Source organism: Amycolatopsis sp. NPDC048633 (genome assembly GCF_040650695.1).
GTDB lineage: Bacteria > Actinomycetota > Actinomycetes > Mycobacteriales > Pseudonocardiaceae > Amycolatopsis.
The window spans coordinates 1-26,738 of the sequence record NZ_JBEZHS010000001.1; the positions used below are offsets into that span (position 1 = coordinate 1).

Consider the following 26,738-nt stretch of genomic DNA (forward strand, 5'->3'; position numbering starts at 1 on the left):
AACGTCCTGAGCCCACTCTCGAGCGCCCCAATGTGGCCTTCGGTGCGTTGAACGCACCGAAGGGCCCCTTGGGTGCGTTGAACGCAACCAAGGCCACATTGGGGCGTTCGGGAGTAGCCGGAGACCGTCGGTATCCGGTAACGTTCGTTCGAACGAACGAGAACTTTCGGGGGCCGCCATGACAGCCACGAGCCTGGACTTCGCCGGTCTTGCCGAGCAGGCCGCGCAGCTCGCCGCCGGTGAGGTCACCTCGGCCGAGCTCACCGCGACCGCTCTCGGGCGCGCGCACGCGAGCCAGCCGACGCTCAACGCATTCCGGCACCTGCGCGACGACGCGGCTCTCGCCGAAGCGGCCGACGCGGACGAGCGGCTCCAGTCCGGCGACCGGAAACCGCTGCTCGGCGTCCCCGTCGCCATCAAGGACGACGTCGACCTCACCGGCCTGCCCACGTCCTTCGGCTGCCTCGGCGAGTTCCCGGTCGCGACGTCCGACGCGCCCGCCGTCGCGCTGCTGCGCGAGGCCGGCGCGGTCATCATCGGCAAGACCAACACCCCCGAACTGGGCCAATGGCCGTTCACCGAGGGCCCGGCCTTCGGTGCGACGCGCAATCCGTGGCACATCGGCCACACCCCAGGGGGTTCTTCAGGCGGGAGCGCGGCCGCGGTGGCGTCGGGGGTCATCGCGGCCGCGCTCGGTTCCGACGGCGCCGGCTCGGTGCGCATCCCGGCCGCGTGGACCGGGCTCGTCGGCATCAAGACCCAGCGCGGCCGGATCCCGACCGACGGCGAGCTGTTCCACGGCCTGACCGTGCTCGGCCCGCTCGCCCGGACCGTCGAGGACGCCGCCCTGCTGCTGGACGTCGCCGCCGCCACCGGCACCGCGTTCCGAACCGCGGCCAGGCGCGAACCCGGGCGGCTGCGGATCGGGCTGTCGACGCGGATCCCGTTCACCGCCACCAAAACCCGGCTCGACCCGGTCGTCGAAGCGAACGTGCGGCGCCTCGCCGAGTCGCTCGCCGGGCTGGGCCACGAGATCGTCGAGGTCGAGCCGGACTACGGGCTGATCGGCCTGACGTTCCTGCCGCGCTCGCTCACCGGCGTCCGCGACTGGACGCTGCGGGTGCCCGACCGCACCGGGCTCGACCCGCGGACCCGCAGCAACGCCGGCCACGGCCGCCTGCTGGCCGGACCCGCGCTGCGGCTCGCCCGCGCGCTCGAACCGGGACTGCACCGGCGGATCGGCTCGGTCTTCGGCCGCGTCGACGTCCTGCTGACCCCGACCACCGCGACCCCGCCGCCGCCGATCGGCACGTTCGACGGGCTGTCCGGCTGGGAGACCGACCAGGCCATGATCGCCGCCTGCCCGTACGCTTGGCCGTGGAACGTGCTGGGCTGGCCGGGGGTCAACGTCCCGGCCGGGCTGACGGCCGACGGCCTGCCGCTGGGCGCGCAGCTGCTCGGCCCCTCGCACGCCGAGGAGCGGCTGGTTTCGCTCGCCGCCCAACTGGAAGAGGTCGAACGGTGGCCGGAGCGGCATCCCGAGACAAGCTGGTAAGCACCCGGGACGCCATCCTGCGCGGCGCGCTGACCGTCGTCGGCGAGCACGGCGTCGGCGGGCTGACGAACCGCCGGATCGTCGCCGCCGCCGGCGTTTCGCTCGGCACGCTCACCTACCACTTCCCCAGCCAGACGGCGTTGCTGCGCGAAGCGATGCTGATGTTCGCCGCGGAGGAGACGACGAAGCTCGGCGCGATCGTCGACGGCTACCGCGCCGACGGCCTGAGCGTCGAGCAGGCCGCGTCGGTCGTCGAGCACGTGATCGCGCAGCTGCCGTTCGGCGCCGACGAGCTCGGCGCGCACGAGCTGTATCTCCAGTCCGCCCGGGATCCCGAGCTGCACGAAGCTTCTTCGCGCTGCTTCGCGGCGTACGACGAACTGGCCGTGACGATCCTCGAAGCGATCGGCGTGCCGGAGCCGCGGCGGCTGGCCGCGCCGGTCGTCGCGCTGATCGCCGGGCTGCAGCTGCGCCGGCTGGCGACCGGCGAGACGGACACCCCGGTGGCCGAGCCGCTGATGATGCTGCTCCGCGGGGCTTGATGGCTCCGCCGATCGTCCGCGGCACGGCGGCGTGGAAGTACTTCGGTGACTTCCGCGACGGGCTGCTGGCGGGGCAGGTGCTGGTGCTGCAGGTCGCGCACCCGGTCGTCGCGGCGGGAGTGCGCGACCATTCGGACTACACGTCGGATCCCTGGACGCGGCTGATGCGGACGGGCGCGTCGCTGTCGATCTACGTCTACGGCGGTGTCGCGGGTGCGCGGGTGGAGGCCGCACGGCTGCGCTCCTTGCACCGTTCGTTCACCGGTTCCCTGGACGGACGGCGCTACAGCGCGTTGAACCCGGAGGCCTACGCCTGGGTGCACGCGACCCTGGTGAAGGTTCCCGTTGACGCACAACGGTTCTTCGGACGCCCTTTGTCCGATGTGGAACTTGAGCAGTACTACGCGCAGATGTGCGCCATCGGCCGGCTGCTCGGGGTGCGCGAACGCGACCTGCCGCCGGACTGGGCGGCTTTCGAGCGCTACTACGACGAAAAGGTGGCCGGTTTCGCCGGGAACCCGACGATCGACCAGCTCTTCGAGACGATCCGGACGGTGGACAAGCCGGTGCGGTGGCTGCCCGACTCGTGGTGGCGGCTGCACGCCCGGGTCCAGATGTTCCTGCTCCGCGCGACGCTGCCACCCGCACTCCGCGATCGCCTTGGTCTACAGTGGACTCTTCGTGACCAGCGGCGGTTCCTGCGCTTTGCCCGCGTGGTAAAGGTTCTCGCGACACCGGTCCCGGCCGGGTTGCGGACGGCGCACATGCGCTGGATCGGCAAGCTCAACGTCTGGCTCCGCGCGCACCCGAGGGTCTACCAACGCCTGGTCGGCGGCAACGGCCCGGGTTCGGCGAGCTAGTCGTCGCGGCCGCTGACCCGGGCGTAGTGCGCGCGGGCCTTGGCGCGGTTCCCGCACCGGGCCATCGAGCACCAGTGCCGGTTCCGCCGCGGCGACGCGTCACAGAACCGCAGCCCGCAGTCGTCCGCCGCGCACACCCGCACCGATGCCTCGCTCGTCGCCAGGTCGATCGCGTCGGCGGCCAACGTCGCGAACGCCACCGCGACCGGATCCTTCGAGGCCGGGACCTCGCGCCGCAGCCGACCGCCGGCCACGACCAGGCGCGGCGGTGGCGCGGAGGCCGAGGCCGCCGCGTTGTTCACCAGGTCGACGTCCATTTCGGCCGGCAGCCCGTCCGCGAGCAGCACCCGGTCCACCGCTTCTCGCAACGCCTTCGCCGCCAGCACGTTCCCGGCCGTCACCGGCACCGGGCCCGTCGTGAAGCCCGCGAGCGAGAGCCACTCCGCCAGCGCGTCGGGCCCGGTCAGCAGCTCGACGCCCTCGGCGTACCGCGAGCGCAGCGTGTTGACCAGGTCGAGGCACGGCCGTCCGCCATCGAAAGCCCACTCCATGCCCTCATTCTAACCGTTGCGAACAGTTAGAAGTGCCGCTACCTTCTAACCGCATGAACAGGTTAGAAAGCATGGCCACGGTCAACGGCATCCGGATGCACTACGTCAGGGCCGGAGAGGGCCCGCCGCTGTTCCTGCTGCACGGCTGGCCGCAGACGTCGCACTGCTGGCACAAAGTCCTCGGGCCCCTCGCCGAGACGCACACCGTCATCGCCCCCGACCTGCGCGGCTACGGCCGCACCGACAAACCGAAGACCGGCTACGACAAGCGCACCATGGCCGCCGACGTCGCCGCGCTCGCCGACCACCTCGGGTTCCCGAAGATCGCCGTCGCCGGGCACGACCGCGGCGGCCGCGTCGCCCACCGCTGGGCGCTGGACCGCCCGGACCAGGTCGATCGCCTCGCCGTCCTCGACATCGCCCCGACCCGCGCCATGTGGCAGCGCCTCGACACCGGCATCGCGAAGGCCTACTGGCACTGGCTCTTCCACCTCCAGCCCGATCTGCCGGAGCTCCTCGCCGGCCAGGACATCGCCGCCTACCTCGGCTACTTCTACGAACGCTGGACCTACCAGCGCCACCGCCTCGACCCGGACTCCGTCACCGAGTACGTCCGCGCCTTCTCCCAGCCCGGCGCGCTCAGGGCCGGTTTCGACGACTACCGCGCGTCCTTCCCGGACGACGCCGAGGCCGACGACGCCGACTACGAGGCCGGAAAGCGCGTCACCCAGCCACTTCTCGCCCTGTGGGGCGCGAACGGCCTGCTGGGCACCCTGCCCACCCTCGAGATCTGGCGGGAGTACGCGAACGACGTCACGGGCGTGGCCCTGGCCGAATGCGGACACTTCCTGCCCGAGGAACAGCCCGAAGAAGTCGTCGCCCACCTGCGGAAGTTCCTGCACCCCTGAGACCCCCGGGGGCTCCGGTCCCCCGCACTGGGGACCGGAGTTCCCTCGCCGCCGTGACGCCCGCCACCCGTCGCCGTCGATAGGTTCACCCCACAATGGGGACCAAATCGAGAACCGTGTTGCTGATGCTGCTGGCCGTGCTGGGGTTCGTGGCCGGCGGCGGGACCGCGCTCGCCGACGGCGCGCCGTCCGGCACGGACATCCAGGTCGCGCAGACGCTCGGCGCCCGCGAGCTGACCGTGATCATCCGCCGGGTCGACGTCACGCCGTCGCCGCTGCGGGTCGACGTCGTCACGCACCAGGGCACCGCGCCCGGGACGCTACACCTGGCCGTCGCGGCCGACGGCGTCGTGACGTCCCGGGGCGACGTCGTCCTCGGCGCCGAACCGGGCGTGTACGCGGGAAATCTCCAAGTCGACAAGCCGGGACCGTGGGAGCTGTCGCTCGGCGACGGCACCGGAACCACCGCGACCATCCCGTTCATCGTGCCGGCGCGCGTGGTCCCACCGTGGGAGAAGGCCACCTACGGCGGGTTCGTCGCCGCGGGCGTGTTCCTCCTGCTCGCGCTCGTCGTGGCGATGCGGGCGAAGCGGACCGCCTTCGCACTGATCCCCGCCGGTGGCGTGGTCGCCGCGCTCGCCGTCGCGGTCACCGGTGCGCTGCTGTCGGCGAGCACTCCCCCGCCGCCCGCGCCCGGCAGCCAGCTCGATCCGACGTTCGACAACGTCACCGACCCGTACGCCAACGCCCAGTTGTCCACTGTGGACTACTCGCGGCCGCCGGTGAACCTCGCGGCGCACCCGGCGCCCGGCGGTCTGCGGCTCGGCCTCACCGACGGCGCCACCGGCCGCCCGGTCGACGACCTGCTGATCCACGACAACGCGCTCGTGCACCTGGTCCTCGTCTCGCCGTCCGGCCGGATGAGCCACCTGCACCCGGTGCGCGTCGGCCCCGGCGACTACCGCGTCAGCGTGGCCGATCCGGAAGCGGGCACCTACACCGTCGCCGCCGAGCTCGTCCGGCGCGGCGGCGGGGTCCAGCTCGTCCGGTCCACTGTGGACATGACGGGCACCGCCGCGCCCGCACCCGAACCACCCGGCGCCGGACCGCGGACGGTCGACGGCACCCCGGTCGAGCTCACCATCTCCCCCGGCACGCCGACGACGATCACCGCGCACTTCCGGACCCAGGACCTCCAGCCGTGGCTGGGCATGCTCGGCCACCTGATCGTCGCCGGGCCGATCACCGGGCAACCGGGCACCGACGCCGCGACGGCACCGACGTGGGCACACGTCCACGCCATGATCCCGCCGGTCGCGGGCCAGCTCGACCGCCCCGACGAGACCGTCGCCGCGTACGGCCCGGACGTCAGCTTCACCTACACCTTCGCCGCGCCCGGCCGGTACCGGATCTGGCTGCAGGCCGAGCGCGGCTACCGCGTGCTCACCATCCCCGCCGTGGTGGACGTCCCGACGACAGGAGCCGGCCGATGAAACGCCCGACGTTGCTGATCATCGTGGTCGCGCTGGTCGTCGTGGCCGGGGCCACCTGGCTGCTGTGGCCGGGCGGCAGCGCGAAAGCCACCACCCAGCAAGCGGTTTCCGGGCCGTACACGGTCCAGTTCTCCGCGGACGAGCCGCGCATCGGCGGCAACACGTTCGCGGTGGCGGTGACCGGGCCCGCGCCCGACGCCGTCACGGTCGCGCCGGTCATGGCGCAGATGGGACACGCGTTCCCGGCGGTGCCCGCCGGGCCGGACGGGCCCGGCCACTTCCGCGCCGCGGACGTCGGGCTGCCGATGGCCGGGCAGTGGGAGATCACCGTGTCCCTGAGCGGCCCCGGCGGGCCCGCCCAAGTCGTTTTTCCCGTGTTGGTCAAGTAGAAGGAGGAGGTCGGGGGAATGGATCTCACCGCATCCGGCGTCAGGACGGCGTCGGTCGCGAAACAGGCGCGAACGGGGTTGCTGCCCGCGAACGTCGTGCTCGGGGGGTCACTGCTGTCACTGGTGGGGCTCACCTGGGACATCCAGTGGCACAGCGACGTCGGGCCGGACACGTTCTTCACGCTGCCGCACCTGTTCCTGTACGCGGGCAGCGCGGTCGTCGGCCTGGCGAGCCTCGCCGTCGTGCTGCTGACGACGGCGGCGCGGCGGGCCGGGCGGCCGGTCGACCCGCGGGTCGGCGGGCGCGTGGTCAACGTGTTCGGCAAGACGTTCGCGGCACCACTGGGTTATCTGGTTTCCGGAGTGGGCGCGGCGACGTTCCTGCTGTACGGCCTGTGGGACCAGTGGTGGCACGGGCTCTACGGCTTCGACGCGGTCATCGACTCGCCGCCGCACATCGGGCTGCTGCTGTCGATCACGGTGTCGCTGATCGGCACGACCGCGGTGTTCGCCGCGGCGCGCGAGCACCGCTGGGGCCGGATCGGCACGCTCGCGTCGCTGACCGTGCTGCTCACGTTCGGGCCGGTGCTCGCGCTCGGGCTGCAGCAGGTGCCGGACGACTACGCCGACGCCGTCTCCATCGGCTGCTCGATGATGGCGGTGCTGCTGGTCGCGGTCGGCGCCGGGTTCTTCCGCCGCCCGGGCGGGGCGGTGGGCACCGCGGCGATGGTCGCGGCCGTCCAGGCGGTCTTCTGGTGGTTCTCGCCGTGGGCGGCGGTGGCCTACGCGGACCTGGTCGACCTGCCGCTGCGGGACGCGGTCTCGGGCGTGCCGCAGATGCCGTCGCTGACCCCGATGGCGCTGCTGCCGGTCGCCGTGCTGATGGAGCTGCTCTACTTCGCCGGGCGGCGCCGCGGATGGCGCGTCGGCCGGGTGTCCGTGCTCACCGGCGGGATCGCCGGGCTGCTGCTCGGGCTGAGCCTGCCGGTCCAGCGCACCCTGCTCTACACCGGCGCGCACCTGCCGCCGGCCTGGTACCTGGCGACGACGGCCGTGCTCAGCGGCCTGCTCGGGCTGCTCGGCGGGTTCGCCGGGTGGCGGTTCGGCGGGATGCTCTGCCTGCTGGCGCCCGCGAAGAAGGGGGAAACCGCTGATGCGTAAGCCGTTGCCATTTGGGGCTCCGCCCCAACCGGGGGCTCCGCCACCCGGAACCCCCAAAAGAATCGTGCTAGCCCTGGCCGCCGTCACTGGACTGCTGTTCGCCACGGCGGCGCCGGCGAACGCGTACGAGCCGGTCAACATCGTGCACACCGAGCACGTGCAAGCCGGGCCGTACGCGATGACGATCGGGTTCAGCACCTGGCCGCTGAAGGCCGAGCAGTCGCTGGACTTCACCTTCATCCCCGACGGCGGGATCGAGGACAAGTCCGGCACGCTCACGATGATCAACCCGGAGGGCGGCAAGAACCGCGTGCAGCCCCTGGTCCGGCACCCGCGCAAGCGCGAGGTCTGGGGGCTCGACGTCCGCTCGATGCCGCGTCCCGGTGAGTGGACATTCCGCTTCACGGTCAACGGCCCGGCCGGGTCCGGCACCGGTGACCTGCGCGCGCTGCCGGTGCTCGAACAGCCGGGGCCGCCGATGGGCCTGAGCTGGGCGATCAGCACGTTGCCGCTGATCGGGCTCGTGGCGCTGGTCGTGGTGGCCTGGCGCCGGACCCGGAGCCGGTTGCGCGGGGGTGCACTTCCGGCAACCGGGTGAGATTCCCCTCACAATCGGCACCGGACGTATCCGCGCCGTCGCGAAGGCCTCCTTCACCAGAGATGGGGAAGGGGGCCTTCGCGATTTCTGTACACAGGCGGGTGATCACGATCACCGCCCCGGGTGACGGATCAGGCGGGCAGGTCGAACTGACCGGCCTTCACGGCGACCAGGAACGCTTCCCACTCGGCGGTGTCGAACACGAAGACCGGGCTGGTCGCGAGCTTGGTGTCGCGGACGCCGATCAGGCCTTCCCGGCCGAGGTTGACCTCGACGCAGCTCCCACCGTTGGGCTCGCTGGCGAAGGACTTCTCCCAGGCAGCCTCTTGGAACAGGGACACGGCCGTGTTCGGATCGTAATCCGCGAACGACGGATAATCCGCCATGGGTCGTACCTCCGTGGATCGATGGGGGGCGCGGCCGGGACCAGGTCAAAAGTACCCGCGTCCGGCTACTCAGTGTCTCAATGGAGTACGCCGCACGGCCAAGCGGGTGATCAACTAGGTCCGGCCTCGACATGAAGATTATTCCAGGAGTAGGATTAATCGCATCGGCCGGGGCGCTGGCGTCGGTGAATGACTGGCTGCATGCGACGGGCGGTCTCCGAACGCGGGCCACCGGCTGACGACCGACCAACCACCACCGCAGGACCTCATGGGGGAGGATCAGCGTGATCGTCGAGGACAGCGCGCCACCGGGCGTGCTCGTCGTGGGCAGGTTCGCCCGCGGTGCGACCGAGCTGGTCCGAACCACAGGCGGGGAAGCGTTTTCCCGCACCGCGACCGAACTCTGTCCCGGACCGGCCATCGCCCGGTCACCGCGACGAGAGCTGGGGGTGTAGACGATGGCCGTCCGGCTGAACTCGCTCTTCCGCCGCGAGGAAGAAGAGCACCGCGGCCGCCGAGGGATCGGCAACGAACTGAGGAACCGCTTCGGCTTCAGCCTGATCCAGGCGCCCCTGCGCAAGACGACGACATGGGCGACGGACCAGGACCCCCCGCTGCAGCGCCACTCCGACGGGTTCCGGACCACCCGGCCCCTGGAAGCCGCGATCGACCTGAGCCCGCTGCTGCGCGGCCGGGTGGGCTCGCGCGCCTGAACACCTGAACTGCCGTACCACCACAAGAGCCCCGGTTCCCTGATGGGACCGGGGCTCTCGCTGTCTCGGGGCTACGGTTTCCGCAGGCCGGCGAATCCGATGTCATGAACGACTCGTTCATGGCGCCGGACGACATGAAAGAGTCGTTCATGACATCCGGCGCGGCAGCCTCGTCCGTTGCGGCTACGGTTTCCGCAGCAGCAACCGGCCCTGGCGGAACGGTCGCTCCCCTTCCGTGGCTTCGCGGTACATCCGGCCCACCTCGACGAGTCCCGCCGCGGCCGCCAGCGCCATCAGCTCGTCCAGCGGCCACCGGTAGGCCGTCGTGACCTTGTGGTCGAACTCCGTCACCGAGGCGCCCTCGAAGCAGCCCAACAGAACGTGACCGCCGGGCGCCAACGTCCGGGTGAATTCGGCGAAGTACCCGAGCATCTCCGCAGGCGGCGTGTGGATCACCGAGTACCACGACAGGATCCCCGCCAGCGACGCGTCGGGCAGATCCAGCGCCGCCATCGAACCCACTTCGAACCGCAGGTCCGGGAGTGCGGCGCGCGCCAGGGAAACCATCTCCGGGGACACGTCGACGCCGAACGCGTCGAGCCCCAGCGAACGCAGGTGCGCCGTCAGGTGGCCGGGGCCGCAGCCCAGGTCGGCGACCGGGCCGCGGCCGCGCACGAAATCCGCGAACGCCGCCCACGCGGCCCGGTCCAGCGCGTCGCCGTCCCAGATGTCGCGGACGAGCTCCGCGTACTGGACGGCGACCGCGTCGTAGGCCGCCGTCACGGTTTGCGGCCGAGGCCGCAGATGTGGCCGCTGAACGCCGGGTCGTTCGCGAGCTTCTTCGTGGCCCGCGACTCGATCTCCTCCGGGTGCCACTCGGGCAGGTAGACGATGCCCGGCTCCACGAGCTCCAAGCCGTCGAAGAAGCTCGTGAACTCCGTCTTGCTGCGCAGGTACAGCGGGGTGCTGGACTTGTTGTACTGCTCCACGATCGACGTGCGGCTGTCGTGGTCGGCCAGCGCGTCGAGGCCTTCGGTGGTCAGGTGCGAGGACAGGAAGTACGAGCCGGACGGCAGCAGCGACAGGTACTTCTGGATGATGTCGGCCACCGGCTCGTCCTTGCCGAGGAAGTACAGGACGCCGACGATGATCAGGCCGATCGGCCGGTTCGTGTCGAGGACGCCGGTCTCGAGCGCGCGCTTCCAGATGTCGGCCGGGTCGCGCAGGTCGCCCTGCAGCACGGCGTGCCGGTCGGCCACGCCCTCCTTCTCCAGCAGGACCTGTGAGTGCGCCACCGCGACCGGCTCGTTGTCGACGTACACGCACCGCGCGTTCGGGTTCACCTCGGCCGCGACCTCGTGCACGTTCCCGACGGTCGGCACGCCCGACCCCAGGTCGAGGAACTGGTCGATGCCGTTGCGGGCCAGGTACCGGACCCCGCGGCCGAGAAAGTCACGGCCGACGCGCGCGACCGTCTTGATCATCGGGAACGTCTTGACCGCCTGTTCGCCGAACTGCCGGTCGATGGCCCAGTTGGCGTCGCCGCCGAGGAACCAGTCGTAGATGCGGGCCGCGTTCGGCCGCTCGAGGTCGACGCCTTCGGGGGCTTCGGGATCCTGCGTCGTCATTTCCGTCCTCCAGGCTTGCGGCCGACACCGCCGACCACGCTCGCAAGGGGGACCGGGGCGGCGCCGGGCTCGGGGCGCCACTCTCCCACAGGCACGATCCCGGGGTCGACGACGTCGAAGTTACCGAAGAACGCGGCGATCTCGTCGAGCGACCGGGAAACCGCCGGCGAACTCGACCGCTCGGACAGCTTCACGAGCCGCCGGATCTGCGCCAGCTCGTCGCCTTCGACGCCGGATTCGGTCGCGTGCGAGAGAACGTAGGCCGATCCCGGCGCCAGCAGCGTCCGGTAGTCGCGGATGGCTTCGCGGACGCCGGTGACGTCGGGCAGGAAGTGCAGCACGGCCACGCTGAGCAGGCAGATCGGCCGGTCGGGGTCGAGCACGCCGGTGGCCAGCGCCGCTTCCCAGACCTCCTCGGCGTCCCGCAGGTCGGCGTGCAGGACGGCCTGGCGCTCGGGATCGCCCTCCTCGTCGAGCAGGATCCGCCCGTGCGCGACGGCCACCGGCTCGTTGTCGACGTAGACGCAGCGGCTGTCGTCGGCGTGGTCGTCGGCCACCTCGTGGACGTTGCCCGCGGTCGGGATGCCGGACCCGAGGTCGAGGAACTGCGTGATGCCCAGCGAAACGCAGTGGCGCACGGCCCGGCCGAGGAAGTCGCGGTTGCCGCGCGCCAGGGTCTTCGCCAGCGGAAACGCTTTCACGGCCAACTCGCCGTACTGCCGGTCGATCGCCCAGTTCGCGGTGCCGCCGAGCGCCCAGTCGTAGATCCTCGCCACGTTCGGCCGGTCGAGATCGACGGACTCGGGAAGGAAGTCGGGGTCCACGATGTCCCCTTCGGGCGGCACTTCCGGTGGGATCGGGCGCAAACAAGCCCACTCTACCGACAGTTGTTCACCACTCGGGACTCTTCGCGCCGCCGTTCGCCCTATTGGATCTGCTGCATCTGGCCGCGGTAACCCTCTGCAAGCTCCTTGAGGAACTGCCGGGTCTCCTGCCGCTCCAGCGCCGCTCCACGCAGCCTGTCCCACGAGTCGACGAAGATGTTGAAGTCCTTGACGTCGTCGAGGTACAGACCGCCGGCGGAGTGCTCGATGTAGACGAAGTCCCGGGTGCGGTCCGGGAAGCGCATGATCGTGAAGTCGTTGGGCACCGCGGCCAGCCGCGCCCCGAACGGCAGCACGTGGACGTAGACCCGCGGGTGCCGCTCGAGCGAGAGCAGGTGCTCGACCTGGTCGAGCATCACCGCGGGCGCGTACCCGCCAGGGGCCCGGCGCAGCGCGCCCTCGCTGATGATGAACCGGTAGTACGGCGGCTGCTGCTGCTCGAACACGGCCTTGCGGTCGAGCCGGTTGCGCACCAGGGACGTCACGTCCGTCGCGCCGGCCTCGGTGAACTGCTTGAGCATGTAGTGCTCGGACTGCAGCGGACCCGGGATGCGCTCGCCGTGCCAGGTGAGGATCTCCGCGGCCGCGGGCTCCAGGTCGGTGAAGGTGCGGAACCAGTGCGGCACCACCGAGCGGTAGCCCGACCAGTGGCCGCGCTGCCCGGCCGCGGCCCGCGCCAGGTTCATCAGGGTGTCGGCCTCTTCGCCGTTGATCCCGAACGCGTTCAGCATGGATCGCACATCCCCGAGCTTCACCCCGACGGCACCGGACTCGATCTTGTTGACCTTGCCCTGGGTGCAGCCGAGAACCTCGGCGACCTGCTGCTGTGTCATCCGCGCCGCGGTGCGGGCGTGCCGGAGCTCGTTTCCGAGCTGCTTCCGGCGCGAGGTGACGGTGCTGGCCATCGCCCTGCTCTCCCGGACCACTACCAAGCGACGACGGCCACCGGCCGCCGTCGCACGCGAACTATCGAACCCACCCAGGTTAGTGCTTCACCTTGCGGATCTCGATGATGACATCGCGCAGCGTTCCAGGAAACGCCGCGGAACGCCAGTCACCTAGGTTGTCACTCTCCTGGACCAGTGAAATTCCGAATTATTCCGCCAACCGGGGGAGCGCGGTCTCGGGCATAGTGAGCCGGTGACCGATCGTTCGCCCGCCGCCGCCGCCGCCGTCACCCGCCTGGCCGACCGGGTCCACGGCTACGTCCAGCCGGACGGCTCCTGGTACATCAACAACTGCGGGTTCGTCGATGCCGGCGACCACACCGTGCTGATCGACACGTGCTCGACCGAGCGCCGCACGCGCGCGCTGCTCGAGACGGTCGGCGCCGCCACCGGCAGCCCGGTGACGACGCTGGTGAACACCCACCACCACGGCGACCACACCAACGGCAACTACCTGGCCGAAGGCGCGACGATCATCGGGCACCGCAAGACGCGCGAGCTGATGGTCGCCGAGGGCATCCAGACGTTCGAAGGCATCTTCGTCGGCAGCGACTGGGGCGAGCTGCGGTCGCGGCCGCCGGAGGTCGTGTTCGACGACCGGCTGACCGTGCACGCCGGCGACGTCACCCTCGAGCTGATCCACCCCGGCCACGCGGCGCACACCACCAACGACGTCCTGGTCTGGCTGCCGGAGCAGCGCGTGCTCTACGCCGGTGACCTGGTGTTCAACGGCGGCAGCCCGTTCGCGCTGATGGGCTCGGTGGCCGGCTGGCGCGCCGGGCTGGACGTGATCCGGGAGCTCGAGCCGGCCGTGATCCTGCCCGGGCACGGGCCGGCGTGCGGGCTCGACGTCGTCGACACTGTGGACGCGTACCTGAAGTTCGTCCAGGAGACGGCGTCGCGCGGGAAAGCTGCCGGGTTGTCGCCGCTGGAGCTGGCCAAGGAGACGGACCTGGGCGAGTTCGCGTCGCTCTCCGAGCAGGAGCGGCTGCCGGGCAACCTGCACCGCGCGTACGCCGAGCTGGACGGCGCCGAGTGGGGCGCGCAGATCGACCTCGCCGCCGCGGTGATGGACATGGTCGCGATCAACCGCGGCCCGATCCGCTGCTTCTCCTGAACTGAGTGAGCCACCGCTCCGTGCCCTCCCATGAGGCGTCGATCGGACTAGGGTCTGAATCGAGAGAGTCTTCGAGAGGATGCGGATGAGCAAGAAGGCGAGCATCGGGGTCACCGGCCTGGCGGTCATGGGCCGCAACCTGGCCCGCAACCTGGCCCGGCACGGGCACACGGTGGCCCTGCACAACCGGTCCGAGGAGCGGACCCGCGCGCTGGTGGACCAGTTCGGCGACGAAGGTGACTTCATCCCGGCGTACTCGGCGCAGGCGTTCGTCGACGCGCTGGAGCGGCCCCGGCAGGTCGTGATCATGGTCAAGGCGGGCGGCCCGACGGACGCCGTCATCGAGGAGTTCGCGCCGCTGCTCGAAGAGGGCGACGTGATCATCGACGCCGGCAACGCGCACTTCGCCGACACGCGCCGCCGCGAGCAGGCGCTGCGCGAGCGCGGGCTGCACTTCGTCGGCAGCGGCGTCTCCGGCGGCGAAGAGGGCGCGCTGCACGGGCCGAGCATCATGCCCGGCGGCTCGAAGGAGTCGTACGAGTCCCTCGGCCCGCTGTTCGAGGACATCTCGGCCAAGGTCGACGGCGAGCCGTGCTGCACGCACATCGGCGCGGACGGCGCCGGCCACTTCGTCAAGATGGTGCACAACGGCATCGAGTACGCCGACATGCAGCTGATCGCGGAGTCGTTCGACCTGCTGCGCGGCGCGGGCGGCTACTCCCCCGCCGAGATCGCCGACGTGTTCCGGACCTGGAACACCGGCCGGCTCGACTCCTACCTGATCGAGATCACCGCCGACGTGCTGGCGCACGTCGACAAGTCGTCCGGCAAGCCGTTCGTCGACGTCGTCGCGGACGCCGCCGAGCAGAAGGGCACCGGCCGCTGGACCGTGCAGATCGGCCTCGACCTGGGTGTCCCGATCTCGGGCATCGCCGAAGCCGTCTTCGCGCGTTCGCTGTCCGGGTCGACTTCGCTGCGCTCGGCGGCCCGCGGGCTCGGCGGTCCTTCGCGGACGCCGCTGTCCGGCTCGGAGCTGGAGCGCTTCGCGGACGACGTCGAGCAGGCGCTGTACGCGTCGAAGGTCGTCGCGTACGCGCAGGGCTTCAACCAGATCCAGGCCGGCGCGACGGAGTACGGCTGGGACATCGACCTCGGCAAGGTCGCCTCGATCTGGCGCGGCGGCTGCATCATCCGCGCGAAGTTCCTCAACGACATCACGTCGGCCTACGCCGAGGAGCCTTCGCTGCCGACGTTGCTGACGTCGGGCGGCTTCCGCAAGGCGGTCGAGGACGCGCAGGACTCGTGGCGTTCGGTGATCTCGACGGCGGTCCGGCTCGGGATCCCGACGCCGGGCTTCTCGACGGCGCTGGCGTACTACGACGGCCTCCGCGCGGACCGGCTGCCGGCGGCGCTGGTCCAGGGTCAGCGTGACTTCTTCGGGGCGCACACGTACCGCCGCGTGGACCGCGACGGCTCGTTCCACACGTCCTGGGCCGCCGACGGCCGCCCGGAAGCCTCCGCCTGATGCCGTGCTCTGACCGGGAAGACCCCCTGGTCCTTCCCGGTCAGAGCAGCGTCACCAGCAGCAACGCGAGTAGCGCGGCCACGCAGAAGAGCCTCACTGTCCCCGGGCGGCCAGGATTTCCGCCAGGACCGCGACGATCTTCTCCTCGGCCTTGTCCTTCTTGATCCCCAGGCCGTCGAGCACCTGGAAGCCGACGCCTTCGCCCTGCTCCAGGAGCGCCAGGAGGATGTGCTCGGTGCCGATGTAGTTGTGCCCCAGCCGCAGCCCTTCGCGCAGGGTCAACTCCAGTGCCTTCTTCGCCTCGGCACTGAACGGCATCGGGCTGGGCACTGCCTCCGCCCGCTCGGGCAGCTGGGCTTCGGCGGCCTCGTGGACGGTCTCCAGCGTGACGCCCTGGGCCAGGATCGCGCCCGCGGCGAGGGCCGCGGGCTCGGTGAGCAGGCCCAGCACCAGGTGCACGGTGTCGATGGCCGGGCTGGCGTTGTCGATCGCCGCCTTCTGGGCCGCGACGATCACGTGCCGCGCGCGGTCGGTGTAGCGGCCGTAGACCCGCTCGATCGCGCCGGAGACGTCACCACCCGGGTCCACCTTCGGCACGAACCGCTTCTGGGCCGCCTGCTTCGTGACGCCCATGCTCTTGCCGATCTCGGTCCAGGACGCGCCGGAGCGGCGGGCCTGGTCGACGAAGTGGCCGATGAGGTGGTCGGCAACATCACCGAGGTGCTCGCCCATGTAGACGGCGTCGGAGAGCTGGGCGAGGGCGTCCTTGTCGTTGTTGCTCTTGATCGCGCTGATGAGGTCGTCGAGCTTGATGGGGTTGGGTAGCGTCATGCCGTCAACTTTAGGTTGACGCTCTCCAATCGTCAACCGCGAGTTGACGCTACCTTCAGGTGCTCCTTGAGGTTGAACTCGCTCGCCGCCAGGTCCGCGTACGCGGGGTGCGGGTTCGCGGTGAACAAGCGCCGCGCGGCGATGTGGTCGGCCGGCCGGTTCACCGACTCGACCGCGATGAGGACGTCGTCGCGGAAGGACAGCACCGAGAACTTGCCCGCGGCCTGGTCGCCCGCGACCACCGTCCGGTCGGCGCCCGAAAGGATCCCGGCGATCTGCAGCTTCGCGCCGGACTGGTCGGTCCAGAACCACGGCAGGCTCGCGTACGGCGCGGGCGCGCCGGTGATCGCCGCGGCCACGCACCGGGCCTGGTCGACGGCGTTCTGCACCGACTCCAGCCGGGTCGCGGCGCCCGCCTGCACGCACGGGAAGTTCGCGCAGTCGCCGATCGCGAAGATCTTTTCGTCGGCTGTCCGCAGGTGCGCGTCGACGACCACGCCGTTGTCCACCGCGAGCCCGGCCGCCGAAGCGAGCGTCGTCTCCGGCACGACACCGACGGCGATCACGACCAGGTCGGCGGGCAGCCGGCGGCCGTCGGACAGCTCGACCTCGCGCACCCGCGAGTCACCGTGCAGCGCCGAAACGCCCTGGCCGAGCAGCACCGTGTGCCCGGCTTCGCGGTGCAGCGCGGCGAAGTAGGCGGAAATCTCCGGCGTCGCGACGCGGTTGAGCAGCCGGTCCTGCGCTTCGACGATCGTCACCGGGCGGCCGGCGTGTGAGGCGAACTCCAGCCCGATGAAGCCGCCGCCCACCACGACGACGTTTTCCGAGGTGGTGAGCGAAGCACGCAGCCGGTCGGCGTCGTCACGGGTGCGCAGGGTCAGCACGCCGGGCAGGTCCGCGCCGGGGACGGGCAGCGTCCGGTTGCGTGAGCCGGTGGCCAGGACGAGGTGGTCGTACGTCAGCTCGGCGCCGTCTTCGAGACGTATCAGCGAAGCCTCGCGGTCGATCGAAGCGACCCGGCCGGCGACCAGCTCGATGTCCTTGTCGGCGAAGAAGTCCTCGCCGCGCAGGTGCAGCTGCTCGAGCCCCGCGGTCCCGGCCAGGTAGGCCTTCGACAGCGGCGGCCGCTGGTACGGCACGCCCGGCTCGTCACCGACCAGCACGACCCGGCCGTCGAAGCCGCGGTCCCGCAGCGACGCCACGGCCTGGAACCCGCTCTGTCCGGCCCCGACCACGAGAACGGTGGTCATCCCCTGCTCCTCACCCATCCGGCAACCCTCACCGCCATCCGACCACACCCCGCCCGGCTCGTCGAGGAACGGAGTTGATCAGTGGGGTTCGCCGGTGGTCCGCAGGGCCCGCGGCGCCCGGAGCACCCGCGAAATCCCCCGCGCCGCCGCCCGGACCGCCGGGACCAGCGTCCGCGGGTCCGTCCCCTCCGCCGGGACCACCACCGAGATCGCCGCCACCACCTCGTCCGTCGAGTCGTAGACCGGGGCCGCCACCGACAGCGAGATCAGCTCGATCTGGCCGTCGCTGATCGCGTACCCGTCGCGGCGGACGTCGGCCAGTACCCGCCGCAGCTGCGAAGCCGAGCCGATCGTCTTCAGCGTGAACGTCTTCAGCGGCGCGGCCAGGACCTCCTCCTGGGTTTCGGCCGGGGCGTGCGCGAGCAGCACCTGGCCGACGCCGGTCGCGTGCGCGGGCAGCCGGCCGCCGACGCGCGTCAGGACGTTGACCGCGCCGCGGCCCGAGATGCGCTCGACGTAGACGACCTCCGGCCCGTCGAGCACGGCGAGCTGCACGTTCTGGTGCGTGGCCTCGTAGAGGTCCTCCAGGAACGGCATCGCGCTCTCTCGCAGCTCCGCACCGTGCGGAGCGAGCGAAGCGACTTCCCACAACCACAACCCGACGCGGTAGACGCCGGCTTCGTCGCGCATGAGCGCACCGCGTTTGGTCAGCTCCCCGGCCAGCCGGTGCGTGGTCGACAGGGGCAACCCGGCACGGCGGCTGAGCTCGGACAGCGTCAGCTGCGGCCGCTCGGCCGTGAAGGCGTCCAGCAGATCGAGGACGCGATCCACGACCGAGGGCGGCCGCCGCGCGCTGTGTCGCACGTCAGAGGTCGTCGTCCGGCAGGAGCGGGCGCATGAACGTCCGCCGGTACCGCACCACGCAACCGCTCTCGTCCCGGATCTTGTCGGCCTCGATGAAGTCCGGGTCGACGCCGAACAGCGTCCGGTAGCGCTCGTACGCCGCGAGGCTCTCGAAGCTGAACAGCGCCCGGGCTTCGTCGCTCGCACCCTCCGACGGCAGGAAATAGCCGTGGTGGATCCCGCCTTCGCGCTGCACCAACCGCATCCACGCGGCGGCGAAGCGTTCGAAGTCGGGAAGCTTCGCGGGGTCGATGACGTAGTCGACGACGCAGGTGATCATCAGTGGCCGCCCCAGACGCGGTCGGCCGTCGCCACGAGCAGCTCCAGCTTCCGCAGCTGCTCGTCCGGTGTCAGGTCGTTGCCCTCCTCGGTCGAGGAGAAACCGCACTGCGGCGAAAGGCAAAGCTGGTCGACATCGACGTACTGCGAAGCCTCCTCGATCCGCCGCACCAGGACGTCGGGGTCTTCCAGCTCCGCCCGCTTCGTCGTGACCAGGCCGAGGACGACCTTCTTGTCCTTCGGCACGAACCGAAGCGGTTCGAAGCCACCGGAGCGTTCGTCGTCGAACTCCAGGAAGAACCCGTCGACGGCCAGGTCGCCGAACAGCGCCTCCGCGACGAATTCGTAGCTGCCCGAAGCGACCCACGACGACCGGAAGTTGCCGCGGCACAGGTGGGTCGTCACCGCCAGCCCCTCGGGACGGCCGGCCAGCGCCGCGTTCAGCGTCGCGATGTTGCGCAGGTGCTGGGTGTCCGGGTCGCCGCCCATCCGCGCGACGAGCTCCCGCTGCGCGGGGTCGTTGAGGTAGGCGAGGCTGGTGTCGTCGAGCTGCAGGTACCGGCAGCCGAGGCCGGCCATCGCGGCGATCTGCGCTTTGTACGCCGCACTCAGGTCGGTGTAAAACTCTTCGAGGTCCGGGTAGACGGTCTCGCTGACCGCCGCCCGGCCGCCGCGGTAGTAGACCATGCTCGGTGACGGGATGGTCAGCTTCGGCGTCACGCCGGGGTCCACATGGGACTGCAGGAACCGGAAGTGGTCGGCGAAGATCGGCTCGTCGAGCCGCACCTTGCCGTCGACCTGCAGGCCGGGTGGGCTGAACTCGAGATCGCCCGCCAGGTTGTGGAACTTGACGTGCAGCCGTTCGTCGCTCTGGGAGATCCCGCCGAGCGCGTAGATGAAGTCCATGTGCCACGAAGCACGCCGGAACTCGCCGTCGGTGGCCGAGCTCAGCCCGGCCACCTTCTGCATCTTGATGACGTCACGGATCGCGTCGTCCTCGACCGCGCGGAGCTGCTCCACGCCGATCTCACCGCTTTCGCGCCGCCGTCGCGCGTCGCGCAGCACCGGGGGCCGCAGGAGGCTCCCGACGTGATCAGCGCGAAACGGCGGGCCCACCTGGGAAATACCACCCGAAGTCATGCACCGATGGTCACACATCCGAGACCGTTCCGCCGCCCCCGGAAACGAGATCATCACGGCGGAGACTTGCTACCGTCACGCGCGAAGCGTCAGATGTACCGCGGGAAAGGGGCTTGATCATGACGAAACCCGCGGTGCACCCCGTCGACCAGGGCCTGCCCGCCGGCCGGCTGGCACTGCTCGGCCTGCAGCACATGTCGATCATGTACGCGGGCGCGGTCGCCGTGCCGCTGATCGTCGGCAGCGCGCTGAAGCTGGACCCGGCGACGATCGGGCTGCTGGTCAACGCCGATCTCCTCGTCGCCGGCATCGCCACGCTGATCCAGTCGATCGGCATCGGGAAGATCCTCGGCATCCGGCTGCCCGTGGTCGCGGGCGCGACGTTCAGCGTCGTCAACCCGATGATCCTGATCGCGTCCCAGTACGGCCTGCCCGCGGTCTACGGCGCGATGCTGGCGTCCGGCGTGTTCGGGCTGATCATCGCGAAACCGTTCGCCAAGCTGATCCGGTTCTTCCCGCCGCTGGTCACCGGGACGCTGCTGCTCGTCATCGGCGTCTCGCTGCTCGGCCCGGGCGCGGGGCTGATCGCGGGCAACGACCCCACCGCGCCGGATTACGCGGCCCTGTCGCACATCCTGCTCGCGTTCGGCGTGCTCGCGCTGCTCGTGCTGTTCACGCGGGTGCTGCGCGGGTTCGCCAACCAGATCGGCCCGCTGCTGGCCCTGGCGATCGGGCTGGTGGCCGCGATTCCGCTGGGGCTGGTGCACTGGGACGGGCTCGCCGCGGCCAGCTGGTTCGGGCTCGCGTCGCCGTTCCACTTCGGCGCACCGACGTTCCCGATCGCCGCGGTCCTTTCGATGTGCGTGGTCATGCTCGTGACGTTCACCGAGTCGACCGCCGACATGATCGCCGTCGGCGAGATCACCGGGCGGCCGCCGACCGACTCCGACCTCGCGCGCGGCCTGGCCACCGACGGCTTCTCGGCCGTGCTCGGCGGCGTGCTGAACTCCTTCCCCGACACGGCGTTCGCGCAGAACGTCGGCCTGGTGCGGATGACCGGCGTGCGCAGCCGCTGGGTGGTCGCGGTGACCGGCGGGATCCTGGTGCTGATGGGCCTGGTGCCGAAGATCGGTGCGTTCATCGCGGCGATCCCCCAGCCGGTCGTCGGCGGGGTCGCGGTCGTCATGTTCGCGATGGTCGCCGCGGTCGGCGCGCAGAACCTCAAGACGGTGGAGTTTTCGGGCAACCACAACACGTTCATCGTCGCGGTGGCCCTCGGCGTCGGCCTGCTGCCGGCGTTCGCGCCGAAGATCTTCCAGCACTTCCCGGCCTGGCTGCAGACGATCTGCGGCAGCTCGATCACGGTGGCGGCGGTGCTGGCGTTCGCGCTGAACCTGTTGTTCAACCACCTCGGCCGGCACGCGGAGCCGGATCTGCTGGAAGCGCCATGAGCAACCGCTCGACGAGCCGGGCCCCGGTGCCCGGCTCGGCCGGGCGCCGGAACAGCACCCGCAGGTAGAGCGGGGCCAGGACGAAGTCCAGCACCTCGTCGACCGACGGCACGGGTTCGCCGCGTGCCGCGGCCTTGTCGAGCGTGGCTTGCAGGTCGTCCCCGCGGGCCCGGAGGTATTCGAGCGGTTTCTCGTCCGGGCTCATTGTCGCGACGAGCGCACGGAGCAGGATTTGGCCGCGGGGGTCGCGCATCGCGCGTTCGACGCCTTCGGCCCAGCCCCGCAGATCGCCGTGCAGGGAGCCGGTGTCCGGGATCGGCGACGTCGCGCGCAGGCGCGTCACGGCGGCGTCGAGCAGCAGGTGGTCGCGGCTGCCCCAGCGCCGGTAGATGCTGGTCGGGTTCACGCCCGCACGCTCGGCGATCCGCGGGATCGCGGCGTCGATCTCCCCGGCGGCGAGCAGCTCGACGACGGCGTCGTGCACCGCGTCTCGGACGCGGGCGCTGCGGCCACCGGGTCGGGTCATCCGCCCATCCTAAAGCAAACACACTTGCCTTAACTCGGCGAGCGTGCGTACCTTTAAGGCAAATCAGATTGCCTTAAGGAGTCACGGTGGCCCGGAAGATGACCAAGGAAGAGCGCGAAGCGTTCCTCGCCCAGCCGCAGGTCGGCGTCCTCAGCGTGACGGCCGAGCCCGGCCGGGCGCCGCTGACCACGCCGATCTGGTACCGCTACGAGCCGGGCGGCGACGTCGTCGTGATGACGTCGCCCGGGCTGCGCAAGACCCGGCTGATCGAGGCGGCCGGCCGCTTCGCGCTGTGCGTCCAGCAGCAGGACGGCGTCTACAAGTACGTCTCGGTCGAAGGCCCGGTGGTGGAGTCGTCGCCGATGACCAAGGCGCAGCGGCACGAGATGGCGGCCCGCTACCTGCCTCCGGGCGCCAGCGAGGCCTACACGGACGCGACCGACGACACCCACGGGAACAACATCGCGATCGTGATGCGCCCGGAGCGCTGGAACACCGCGGACTTCAGCGACATCGCGGAAAAAGCTCGCCTGCTCACCAGCAGATGATCAGGATGCACGACGGCCGCGGGGGCGGCGGGGTCGCGCTCGGCGGGCGCTGCCCGGCCGGCGGAGTCGTGGTCGGGGTGACCGAGGAGTCCGGACCGCCACTGGTCGGAGTGGTGGTCGGCGTCGTGGTGCTGGCACTGCTCTCGGTGTCCGGCGTGCTGCCCGGCACTTCGGTGACAGTCTCTCGGGGCACCCCGACGCCGGGGACGACGTCACCGCCGCCGGTGCCACCTTCCGGCGGCGAGTCCGTGGCCTGGCCGGCGCCGCCCAGCCCGGTGGTGCGCTGGGGGAACGGGATGACCTGGATCTGGTCGACCGGGGACGCGTTCTCAGTGCCCTTGCCGCCGAGCCCGACCAGCACCGCGGCGGCTCCGCAGCCGATGACGACGGCGACCATCACCGCGAGCACACGCCAGCGGGACTGGCCCTGCGCCGAACGGTCGCCCCAGCCCTCGCGCACGAGCAGCTCGGCAACCGATACCTCGTCGTTCACCCCGACAGACCTTCCCGAGAGAGCCTTTCGGCCGACGTCGTGATCATATTTTTACCGCACAAAGCACCCGAATGGGTGAGGTATCGGCAAAAATTCGTCACGTAACGTTCGGTTTGACGGTGAGTGACATTCCACAGCGGATTCACAGCTGCGGTTCGGGAGACTCCCAGCATGACCGTCGAGACTCGAACCATGCTGCTGAAAGCCGATCGGCCGCTCCCCCGGATCGCCGTTTCGCGTCGCAGCCTGTCGGCGTTCACGAAGATCATCCCCCAGCCGAAGGTAACCCCCTTCACGTTCGGTTACCTCGTTCTCCTGCTCGGCACGACGCTGCTGCTCAAGTTCGCCGACCCGGAGCTGACCGCCCGGCTGCTCCAGCTGTCCAGCACCGACGCCCACAACCTGTGGCGGCGGCCGCTGACCTCGCTGCTGACCAGCGCGATCTGGCTGTCCGACGAGGGCTGGCTCGCCTACGTCGTGATCTTCACGATCGCCGTCGCGCCGCTGGAACGCCGCTTCGGCGCCCGCCGCGCGGCGACCGTGTTCTTCTCCGGCCACGTGCTGGCCACCCTCGTCACCGAGCTGCCGGTGATGGCCCTGATCAGCGCCCGCGTCCTGCCGAACTCGGCCGGGCACTGGCTCGACATCGGCGTCAGCTACGGCTTCTTCACCACCGCCGGCGCGCTCGTCTTCCTGCTGCGCGGCCGCGCCCGCCTGGTGGCGCTGGCCGCCATGGAGGCGTTCATCGCGGCGATCTGGCTCGGCGACGACCCGGCGAGCCTCGACTCGGTCGTCACGCTGCTCGGCCACCTGATCGCCGCGCACTTCGGGCTGCTGTTCTGGGGCCCGCGGCTGCGCGGCCCAGCCGCAGGCCGGACCCGGATTCCGGCGGGTAGGCAGGCGCCGGAGTCGGTGGTGTAATCGACGGGCCACAGCCGCGAAGCATGGGGGACGGACGCTCATGGAGGCTGACTCCCTCGGCGAGCTGGTCGAGCTGAGTCCGGACGCGATCTGCGTCCACGAGAACGGCGTTCTGACCTATGCCAACCGCGCGGCCCTCGAGACGTTCGCCGCGCGATCCGCGGCCGAGGTCGTCGGCCGCCGCTTCACCGACTTCGTCGCCGAGGACTCCCGTACCGCGCTGGTGGAGAAGCTCGCGCTGCTCACCGAGCCGGGGCAGGCGAGCGAGCCGGTCGAAGCGCTGATGTCCCGGCTGGACGGGAGCAAGTTCGCCGTCGAGACGGTGTCGGTGCGCCTCGGCGGGCTCGCCTACCAGGTCGTCATGCGGGACATCACGGCGAAGAAGGCGGCCGCGGACGCCCTCCGCTACCAGGCTGCGCTGGTGTCGCACGTCAGCGACGCGCTGATCGCGACCACCGGCGAAGGCGTCGTGACCAGCTGGAACCCGGCCGCCGAAGCGGTGTACGGCTGGACCGCCGCCGAAGCCGTCGGACGGCGGGCGAGCGAGCTGGTCGGCGCGCCCCTCGACCTGCGCGGCGGCGGGGTCACCGAGGCGTTGCACCGGCGGCGGGACGGCGCTCCCCTGGCGGTCCGCGTTTCGGCAGCTGAGATGAACGACGGGTACGTGCTCGTCTGCGCAGACGAAACCGCGCGGCGGCGGGCCGAGCAGAACCACCGCACGGTCGTCGCGTCCCTCGACGAAGGCGTGCTGGTGATGGGCCCGGGCGGGCTCATCGAAGCGGCGAACCCGGCGGCCTGCCGGATCCTCGGCGTCGCCGAAGCCGAGCTGATCGGCGTCCCGTGCCACACGCTCGTGCTGTTCACCGAGTCCGGGCAGTGGATCCCGCCGGACGAGACGCCGTCGGTCCGGACGCGGCGGACCGGCGTCGCGCACAACGGCCTGGTCGTGCGCCTGCGCCGGCCCGACGGCCGCGACGTCTGGGTGTCGCTGACCTCGCGGCTGCTCAACCCGGACGACCCGGCGGCGCTGGCCGTGGTCACGTCGTTCACCGACATCACCGAGGCCCGCGCGATCAGCGCGCAGCTCGCCCACGACGCGACCCACGACCCGCTCACCCGGCTGGCCAACCGGACCCTGGTGCTCGGCCGGCTCGACGGCACCGGCCGCGGCGCGCTCACCGTGCTGTTCCTCGACCTGGACAAGTTCAAGGTCATCAACGACTCGCTCGGGCACTCGGTCGGCGACCAGGTGCTGCGGATCGTCGGCGAGCGCCTGCGCCGCTGCTCCGGCCGCGACGACCTGGTCGGCCGGCTCGGCGGCGACGAGTTCGTCGTCGTCACCGGCGAGGTCACCGAGCCCGGCGAGGTCCGTGCGCTGGCCGAGCACCTGCGGGCCGCGCTGGCCGAGCCGATCGGCGTGCTGGGCCGGCAGCTGCACCTCGACGCCAGCATCGGCGTCGTGCTCGTCGGCGGCGCGGACCGCCGCAGCGCCGAGGACCTGGTGCGCGACGCCGACGTCGCGATGTACCAGGCCAAGACGCTCGGCCGGGGGCGGCACCACTTCTTCGACGTCGGCCTGCGCGAGCGGATGCAGCGGCGGCTGCGGATGGAGCAGGACCTGCGCGACGCGGTGCACGACGGCCAGCTCTGGCCCGCCTACCAGCCGGTCGTCGACCTGCGAACCGGCGAGATGGTCGCGGTCGAGGCGCTGCTGCGCTGGACGCACCCCCGCCACGGCGCGATCTCGCCCGCGGAGTTCATCCCGCTCGCCGAGGAAAGCGACCTGATCAACGTGATCGGCAAGGAGATGCTCCGCGCGACCACGCGCGAGCTCGCCGCGCGGCGCCGCGACCAGGGCCTGAACCTGACGCTGAAGGTCAACCTGTCGACCCGCCAGCTCGACGACCCGCACCTGGTGCCCGCGGTGCAGGACGCGCTGGCCAACACCGGGCTGCCGGCCGGCGCGCTGTGCCTGGAGGTCACCGAGAGCGCGTTGATGCGCGACCAGGAAGCGGCCGCGGAAGTGCTGGCGTCCCTGCGGTCGCTGGGCGTGCTGCTGGCGATCGACGACTTCGGCACCGGGTATTCGTCGCTCGCCCAGCTGCGCCGGCTGACGCTGGACACGCTCAAGATCGACCGCTCGTTCATCACCGGCATCGCCGAATCACGGGACGCGGCGGCGATCGTCACGAGCATCATCGCGATGGCCCACGCCGTCGACCTGACGGTGATCGCCGAGGGTGTCGAGACCGCTGAGCAGCTGGACCTGCTCCGCTCGCTGGGGTGTGACCAGGCGCAGGGCTACCACCTCGGCCGGCCGGTGCCGGCGGCCGAGCTGTTCGGTCAGTAAAGGGTTTTGAGCCGGCCCAGCTCGTCCGCCGTCAGCTCGATGCCGAAGTCCTTCAGGGTCGTGTCGAGCTCGTCCGGGGCGACGGTGGTGGTTTCGCTGCTGCCGCCGGGCTTTTCGACGGTCAGCTCGCGGCCCAGCAGCTTCCGGCTGACGCCCGGTTCGAGCGTCATGATCACCAGGCGTCCGGTGAACGGCGACTTCGGGTGCGTCGAGGTGTAGTGGTGGTAGACCTCGTAGTCGATCGGGTGCATCGCGTCGAGCCGGAAGTCGAGCAGGTCCTCGTCCGCCTTCTTGAGCGTCCACCAGCCGTTCTTCTCGGTCAGCCGATGCGGCCAGCCGGCCTGGTCGGTTTCCTGACCGTCGACGAGCGGCGTCGGCGCGAAGATCCCGGCACCGAACCCGACGTCGGCGTGGAAGCGTCCGCCGTCGACCTCGACGACCAGCGTCATGTGCGTGTACGGCCCCGGCCGCCGCGGCTGGACGCGCCCGGCGAGCCGGTGGACGGTGTAGCCGAGCCGCTCGAGGACGGCGGCGAAGAGGCCGGACTGCTCGTAGCAGTAGCCGCCTCGCCGCCGCCCGACGAGCTTCGCGCTCACGACGTCGAGCGAAATCCCTTGGTGCTGCTGAAGAACGACGTCGATGTTCTCGAACGGAATGGTCCGGACGTGCGCGCGCATGAGATCTTTCAACGCCTGCGCCGAAGGCGGGGCCGCCGGCTGCCCGATCCGCGCGAGGTACGCGTCGAGGTCGACGGCGTCGATGCCCCATTCCCCTGCAGTGGTCATG

General features: G+C 70.9%; 29 protein-coding genes. 15 read left to right on the top strand and 14 right to left on the bottom strand.

Annotated features, from left to right (window positions below; genetic code table 11):
- Nucleotides 1-178: 178 nt before the first annotated feature.
- The 3 genes from AB0C38_RS00005 to AB0C38_RS00015 are packed head-to-tail and all read left to right on the top strand — an operon-like array spanning nucleotide 179 to nucleotide 2,957.
- Nucleotides 179-1,555, top strand: a complete 1,377-nt coding sequence (locus AB0C38_RS00005) for an amidase (RefSeq protein WP_360663979.1) — start codon at nucleotides 179-181, stop codon at nucleotides 1,553-1,555.
- Entirely contained in the window at nucleotides 1,522-2,097 is a 576-nt protein-coding gene (locus AB0C38_RS00010) for a TetR family transcriptional regulator (RefSeq protein ID WP_360663982.1), read from the top strand. The genes AB0C38_RS00005 and AB0C38_RS00010 overlap by 34 nt, the downstream gene beginning before the upstream one ends.
- Nucleotides 2,097-2,957: an oxygenase MpaB family protein gene (locus AB0C38_RS00015; RefSeq protein WP_360663985.1), complete on the top strand. Its 861-nt coding sequence runs from the start codon at nucleotides 2,097-2,099 to the stop codon at nucleotides 2,955-2,957. The genes AB0C38_RS00010 and AB0C38_RS00015 overlap by 1 nt, the downstream gene beginning before the upstream one ends.
- On the opposite strand, the gene AB0C38_RS00020 is transcribed toward AB0C38_RS00015, so the two are convergent.
- The gene (locus AB0C38_RS00020; RefSeq protein WP_360663988.1) at nucleotides 2,954-3,508 is read right to left on the bottom strand and encodes a CGNR zinc finger domain-containing protein; all 555 of its coding nucleotides are present in this window, start codon (nucleotides 3,506-3,508) and stop codon (nucleotides 2,954-2,956) included. The two genes, AB0C38_RS00015 and AB0C38_RS00020, sit on opposite strands and share 4 nt — an antisense overlap.
- Nucleotides 3,509-3,561: 53 nt before the next feature.
- Here AB0C38_RS00020 and AB0C38_RS00025 point away from each other — a divergent pair, with 53 nt between their 5' ends.
- The 5 genes from AB0C38_RS00025 (at nucleotide 3,562) to AB0C38_RS00045 (ending at nucleotide 8,057) form a co-directional block, all read left to right on the top strand.
- Nucleotides 3,562-4,416 (top strand): alpha/beta hydrolase, encoded by an 855-nt coding sequence (locus AB0C38_RS00025; RefSeq protein ID WP_360663991.1) that lies wholly within the window; start codon nucleotides 3,562-3,564, stop codon nucleotides 4,414-4,416.
- Nucleotides 4,417-4,511: 95 nt separating this feature from the next.
- Nucleotides 4,512-5,909 (top strand): hypothetical protein, encoded by a 1,398-nt coding sequence (locus tag AB0C38_RS00030; protein WP_360663994.1) that lies wholly within the window; start codon nucleotides 4,512-4,514, stop codon nucleotides 5,907-5,909.
- A complete protein-coding gene (locus AB0C38_RS00035) occupies nucleotides 5,906-6,298 on the top strand; it encodes a FixH family protein (protein ID WP_360663997.1) in 393 nt (130 codons plus the stop codon). Before AB0C38_RS00030 ends, AB0C38_RS00035 begins: the two co-directional genes overlap by 4 nt.
- Before the next feature lie 18 nt (nucleotides 6,299-6,316).
- The gene (locus tag AB0C38_RS00040; RefSeq protein ID WP_360664000.1) at nucleotides 6,317-7,459 is read left to right on the top strand and encodes a hypothetical protein; all 1,143 of its coding nucleotides are present in this window, start codon (nucleotides 6,317-6,319) and stop codon (nucleotides 7,457-7,459) included.
- Nucleotides 7,460-7,523: 64 nt separating this feature from the next.
- Nucleotides 7,524-8,057 carry a hypothetical protein gene (locus tag AB0C38_RS00045; protein ID WP_360664003.1) on the top strand — a complete coding sequence of 178 codons (534 nt, stop codon included), beginning with the start codon at nucleotides 7,524-7,526 and terminating at the stop codon, nucleotides 8,055-8,057.
- Between the two features lie 131 nt (nucleotides 8,058-8,188).
- Here the strand turns inward: AB0C38_RS00045 and AB0C38_RS00050 are convergent, their stop codons facing one another.
- Nucleotides 8,189-8,443: a DUF397 domain-containing protein gene (locus tag AB0C38_RS00050; protein WP_285482105.1), complete on the bottom strand. Its 255-nt coding sequence runs from the start codon at nucleotides 8,441-8,443 to the stop codon at nucleotides 8,189-8,191.
- 458 nt (nucleotides 8,444-8,901) lie between these two features.
- Here AB0C38_RS00050 and AB0C38_RS00055 point away from each other — a divergent pair, with 458 nt between their 5' ends.
- On the top strand, nucleotides 8,902-9,156 hold the full coding sequence (locus AB0C38_RS00055) for a hypothetical protein (RefSeq protein WP_360664006.1): 255 nt from the start codon (nucleotides 8,902-8,904) through the stop codon (nucleotides 9,154-9,156).
- A gap of 183 nt (nucleotides 9,157-9,339) precedes the next feature.
- Here AB0C38_RS00055 and AB0C38_RS00060 read toward each other — a convergent pair whose 3' ends face one another.
- From AB0C38_RS00060 to AB0C38_RS00075, 4 genes are all read right to left on the bottom strand, one after another.
- Nucleotides 9,340-9,939, bottom strand: coding sequence for a class I SAM-dependent methyltransferase (locus AB0C38_RS00060; protein ID WP_360664009.1), 600 nt, complete (start codon nucleotides 9,937-9,939; stop codon nucleotides 9,340-9,342).
- Nucleotides 9,936-10,784 carry an SAM-dependent methyltransferase gene (locus tag AB0C38_RS00065; RefSeq protein ID WP_360664012.1) on the bottom strand — a complete coding sequence of 283 codons (849 nt, stop codon included), beginning with the start codon at nucleotides 10,782-10,784 and terminating at the stop codon, nucleotides 9,936-9,938. Before AB0C38_RS00065 ends, AB0C38_RS00060 begins: the two co-directional genes overlap by 4 nt.
- A complete protein-coding gene (locus AB0C38_RS00070; RefSeq protein ID WP_360664015.1) occupies nucleotides 10,781-11,608 on the bottom strand; it encodes an SAM-dependent methyltransferase in 828 nt (275 codons plus the stop codon). Before AB0C38_RS00070 ends, AB0C38_RS00065 begins: the two co-directional genes overlap by 4 nt.
- A gap of 101 nt (nucleotides 11,609-11,709) precedes the next feature.
- Nucleotides 11,710-12,573: a helix-turn-helix transcriptional regulator gene (locus AB0C38_RS00075; RefSeq protein WP_360664018.1), complete on the bottom strand. Its 864-nt coding sequence runs from the start codon at nucleotides 12,571-12,573 to the stop codon at nucleotides 11,710-11,712.
- A gap of 235 nt (nucleotides 12,574-12,808) precedes the next feature.
- Between AB0C38_RS00075 and AB0C38_RS00080 the strand changes: the two genes are divergently transcribed.
- Nucleotides 12,809-13,732: an MBL fold metallo-hydrolase gene (locus AB0C38_RS00080; protein WP_360664021.1), complete on the top strand. Its 924-nt coding sequence runs from the start codon at nucleotides 12,809-12,811 to the stop codon at nucleotides 13,730-13,732.
- A gap of 85 nt (nucleotides 13,733-13,817) precedes the next feature.
- Nucleotides 13,818-15,257 (top strand): NADP-dependent phosphogluconate dehydrogenase, encoded by a 1,440-nt coding sequence (gene gndA / locus AB0C38_RS00085; protein WP_360664023.1) that lies wholly within the window; start codon nucleotides 13,818-13,820, stop codon nucleotides 15,255-15,257.
- A 93-nt stretch (nucleotides 15,258-15,350) separates the two neighbouring features.
- Here the strand turns inward: gndA and AB0C38_RS00090 are convergent, their stop codons facing one another.
- From AB0C38_RS00090 to AB0C38_RS00110, 5 genes are all read right to left on the bottom strand, one after another.
- Nucleotides 15,351-16,088, bottom strand: coding sequence for a Clp protease N-terminal domain-containing protein (locus AB0C38_RS00090; RefSeq protein ID WP_360664026.1), 738 nt, complete (start codon nucleotides 16,086-16,088; stop codon nucleotides 15,351-15,353).
- Nucleotides 16,089-16,120: 32 nt separating this feature from the next.
- On the bottom strand, nucleotides 16,121-17,341 hold the full coding sequence (locus tag AB0C38_RS00095; protein ID WP_360664029.1) for an FAD-dependent oxidoreductase: 1,221 nt from the start codon (nucleotides 17,339-17,341) through the stop codon (nucleotides 16,121-16,123).
- Nucleotides 17,342-17,419: 78 nt separating this feature from the next.
- Entirely contained in the window at nucleotides 17,420-18,205 is a 786-nt protein-coding gene (locus AB0C38_RS00100; protein ID WP_360664032.1) for an IclR family transcriptional regulator, read from the bottom strand.
- A 1-nt stretch (nucleotide 18,206) separates the two neighbouring features.
- The gene (locus AB0C38_RS00105) at nucleotides 18,207-18,524 is read right to left on the bottom strand and encodes an NIPSNAP family protein (RefSeq protein ID WP_191312392.1); all 318 of its coding nucleotides are present in this window, start codon (nucleotides 18,522-18,524) and stop codon (nucleotides 18,207-18,209) included.
- Nucleotides 18,524-19,663: a 5-methyltetrahydropteroyltriglutamate--homocysteine S-methyltransferase gene (locus tag AB0C38_RS00110; protein WP_360664035.1), complete on the bottom strand. Its 1,140-nt coding sequence runs from the start codon at nucleotides 19,661-19,663 to the stop codon at nucleotides 18,524-18,526. Before AB0C38_RS00110 ends, AB0C38_RS00105 begins: the two co-directional genes overlap by 1 nt.
- 119 nt (nucleotides 19,664-19,782) lie before the next feature.
- Between AB0C38_RS00110 and AB0C38_RS00115 the strand changes: the two genes are divergently transcribed.
- Complete coding sequence (locus AB0C38_RS00115) at nucleotides 19,783-21,114, top strand: nucleobase:cation symporter-2 family protein (protein WP_360664038.1); 1,332 nt, start codon at nucleotides 19,783-19,785, stop codon at nucleotides 21,112-21,114.
- On the opposite strand, the gene AB0C38_RS00120 is transcribed toward AB0C38_RS00115, so the two are convergent.
- Entirely contained in the window at nucleotides 21,065-21,640 is a 576-nt protein-coding gene (locus tag AB0C38_RS00120; RefSeq protein ID WP_360664041.1) for a TetR/AcrR family transcriptional regulator, read from the bottom strand. The two genes, AB0C38_RS00115 and AB0C38_RS00120, sit on opposite strands and share 50 nt — an antisense overlap.
- An 86-nt stretch (nucleotides 21,641-21,726) precedes the next feature.
- Here AB0C38_RS00120 and AB0C38_RS00125 point away from each other — a divergent pair, with 86 nt between their 5' ends.
- Entirely contained in the window at nucleotides 21,727-22,188 is a 462-nt protein-coding gene (locus AB0C38_RS00125; RefSeq protein WP_360664044.1) for a pyridoxamine 5'-phosphate oxidase family protein, read from the top strand.
- On the opposite strand, the gene AB0C38_RS00130 is transcribed toward AB0C38_RS00125, so the two are convergent.
- Nucleotides 22,175-22,681 carry a hypothetical protein gene (locus AB0C38_RS00130; protein WP_360664047.1) on the bottom strand — a complete coding sequence of 169 codons (507 nt, stop codon included), beginning with the start codon at nucleotides 22,679-22,681 and terminating at the stop codon, nucleotides 22,175-22,177. The genes AB0C38_RS00125 and AB0C38_RS00130 overlap by 14 nt on opposite strands.
- Before the next feature lie 171 nt (nucleotides 22,682-22,852).
- Here AB0C38_RS00130 and AB0C38_RS00135 point away from each other — a divergent pair, with 171 nt between their 5' ends.
- Both AB0C38_RS00135 and AB0C38_RS00140 read left to right on the top strand, forming a co-directional pair.
- Nucleotides 22,853-23,602 carry a rhomboid-like protein gene (locus tag AB0C38_RS00135; protein ID WP_360664050.1) on the top strand — a complete coding sequence of 250 codons (750 nt, stop codon included), beginning with the start codon at nucleotides 22,853-22,855 and terminating at the stop codon, nucleotides 23,600-23,602.
- A gap of 40 nt (nucleotides 23,603-23,642) precedes the next feature.
- Nucleotides 23,643-25,952 carry an EAL domain-containing protein gene (locus AB0C38_RS00140; protein ID WP_360664054.1) on the top strand — a complete coding sequence of 770 codons (2,310 nt, stop codon included), beginning with the start codon at nucleotides 23,643-23,645 and terminating at the stop codon, nucleotides 25,950-25,952.
- Here AB0C38_RS00140 and AB0C38_RS00145 read toward each other — a convergent pair.
- Nucleotides 25,946-26,737 carry an arylamine N-acetyltransferase gene (locus tag AB0C38_RS00145; protein WP_360664057.1) on the bottom strand — a complete coding sequence of 264 codons (792 nt, stop codon included), beginning with the start codon at nucleotides 26,735-26,737 and terminating at the stop codon, nucleotides 25,946-25,948. The genes AB0C38_RS00140 and AB0C38_RS00145 overlap by 7 nt on opposite strands.
- Nucleotide 26,738 lies beyond the last annotated feature (1 nt).

Bases quoted from the DNA above. Each gene is read 5' to 3' on its own strand.
- AB0C38_RS00005 (WP_360663979.1), top strand. From the start codon at position 179: ATGACAGCCACGAGCCTGGACTTCGCCGGTCTTGCCGAGCAGGCCGCG.
- AB0C38_RS00015 (WP_360663985.1), top strand. From the start codon at position 2,097: ATGGCTCCGCCGATCGTCCGCGGCACGGCGGCGTGGAAGTACTTCGGT.
- AB0C38_RS00020 (WP_360663988.1), bottom strand. From the start codon at position 3,508: ATGGAGTGGGCTTTCGATGGCGGACGGCCGTGCCTCGACCTGGTCAAC.
- AB0C38_RS00025 (WP_360663991.1), top strand. From the start codon at position 3,562: ATGAACAGGTTAGAAAGCATGGCCACGGTCAACGGCATCCGGATGCAC.
- AB0C38_RS00030 (WP_360663994.1), top strand. From the start codon at position 4,512: ATGGGGACCAAATCGAGAACCGTGTTGCTGATGCTGCTGGCCGTGCTG.
- AB0C38_RS00035 (WP_360663997.1), top strand. From the start codon at position 5,906: ATGAAACGCCCGACGTTGCTGATCATCGTGGTCGCGCTGGTCGTCGTG.
- AB0C38_RS00040 (WP_360664000.1), top strand. From the start codon at position 6,317: ATGGATCTCACCGCATCCGGCGTCAGGACGGCGTCGGTCGCGAAACAG.
- AB0C38_RS00050 (WP_285482105.1), bottom strand. From the start codon at position 8,443: ATGGCGGATTATCCGTCGTTCGCGGATTACGATCCGAACACGGCCGTG.
- AB0C38_RS00055 (WP_360664006.1), top strand. From the start codon at position 8,902: ATGGCCGTCCGGCTGAACTCGCTCTTCCGCCGCGAGGAAGAAGAGCAC.
- AB0C38_RS00065 (WP_360664012.1), bottom strand. From the start codon at position 10,784: ATGACGACGCAGGATCCCGAAGCCCCCGAAGGCGTCGACCTCGAGCGG.
- AB0C38_RS00075 (WP_360664018.1), bottom strand. From the start codon at position 12,573: ATGGCCAGCACCGTCACCTCGCGCCGGAAGCAGCTCGGAAACGAGCTC.
- gndA (WP_360664023.1), top strand. From the start codon at position 13,818: ATGAGCAAGAAGGCGAGCATCGGGGTCACCGGCCTGGCGGTCATGGGC.
- AB0C38_RS00090 (WP_360664026.1), bottom strand. From the start codon at position 16,088: ATGACGCTACCCAACCCCATCAAGCTCGACGACCTCATCAGCGCGATC.
- AB0C38_RS00095 (WP_360664029.1), bottom strand. From the start codon at position 17,341: ATGACCACCGTTCTCGTGGTCGGGGCCGGACAGAGCGGGTTCCAGGCC.
- AB0C38_RS00105 (WP_191312392.1), bottom strand. From the start codon at position 18,524: ATGATCACCTGCGTCGTCGACTACGTCATCGACCCCGCGAAGCTTCCC.
- AB0C38_RS00110 (WP_360664035.1), bottom strand. From the start codon at position 19,663: ATGACTTCGGGTGGTATTTCCCAGGTGGGCCCGCCGTTTCGCGCTGAT.
- AB0C38_RS00115 (WP_360664038.1), top strand. From the start codon at position 19,783: ATGACGAAACCCGCGGTGCACCCCGTCGACCAGGGCCTGCCCGCCGGC.
- AB0C38_RS00120 (WP_360664041.1), bottom strand. From the start codon at position 21,640: ATGACCCGACCCGGTGGCCGCAGCGCCCGCGTCCGAGACGCGGTGCAC.
- AB0C38_RS00135 (WP_360664050.1), top strand. From the start codon at position 22,853: ATGACCGTCGAGACTCGAACCATGCTGCTGAAAGCCGATCGGCCGCTC.
- AB0C38_RS00140 (WP_360664054.1), top strand. From the start codon at position 23,643: ATGGAGGCTGACTCCCTCGGCGAGCTGGTCGAGCTGAGTCCGGACGCG.
- AB0C38_RS00145 (WP_360664057.1), bottom strand. From the start codon at position 26,737: ATGACCACTGCAGGGGAATGGGGCATCGACGCCGTCGACCTCGACGCG.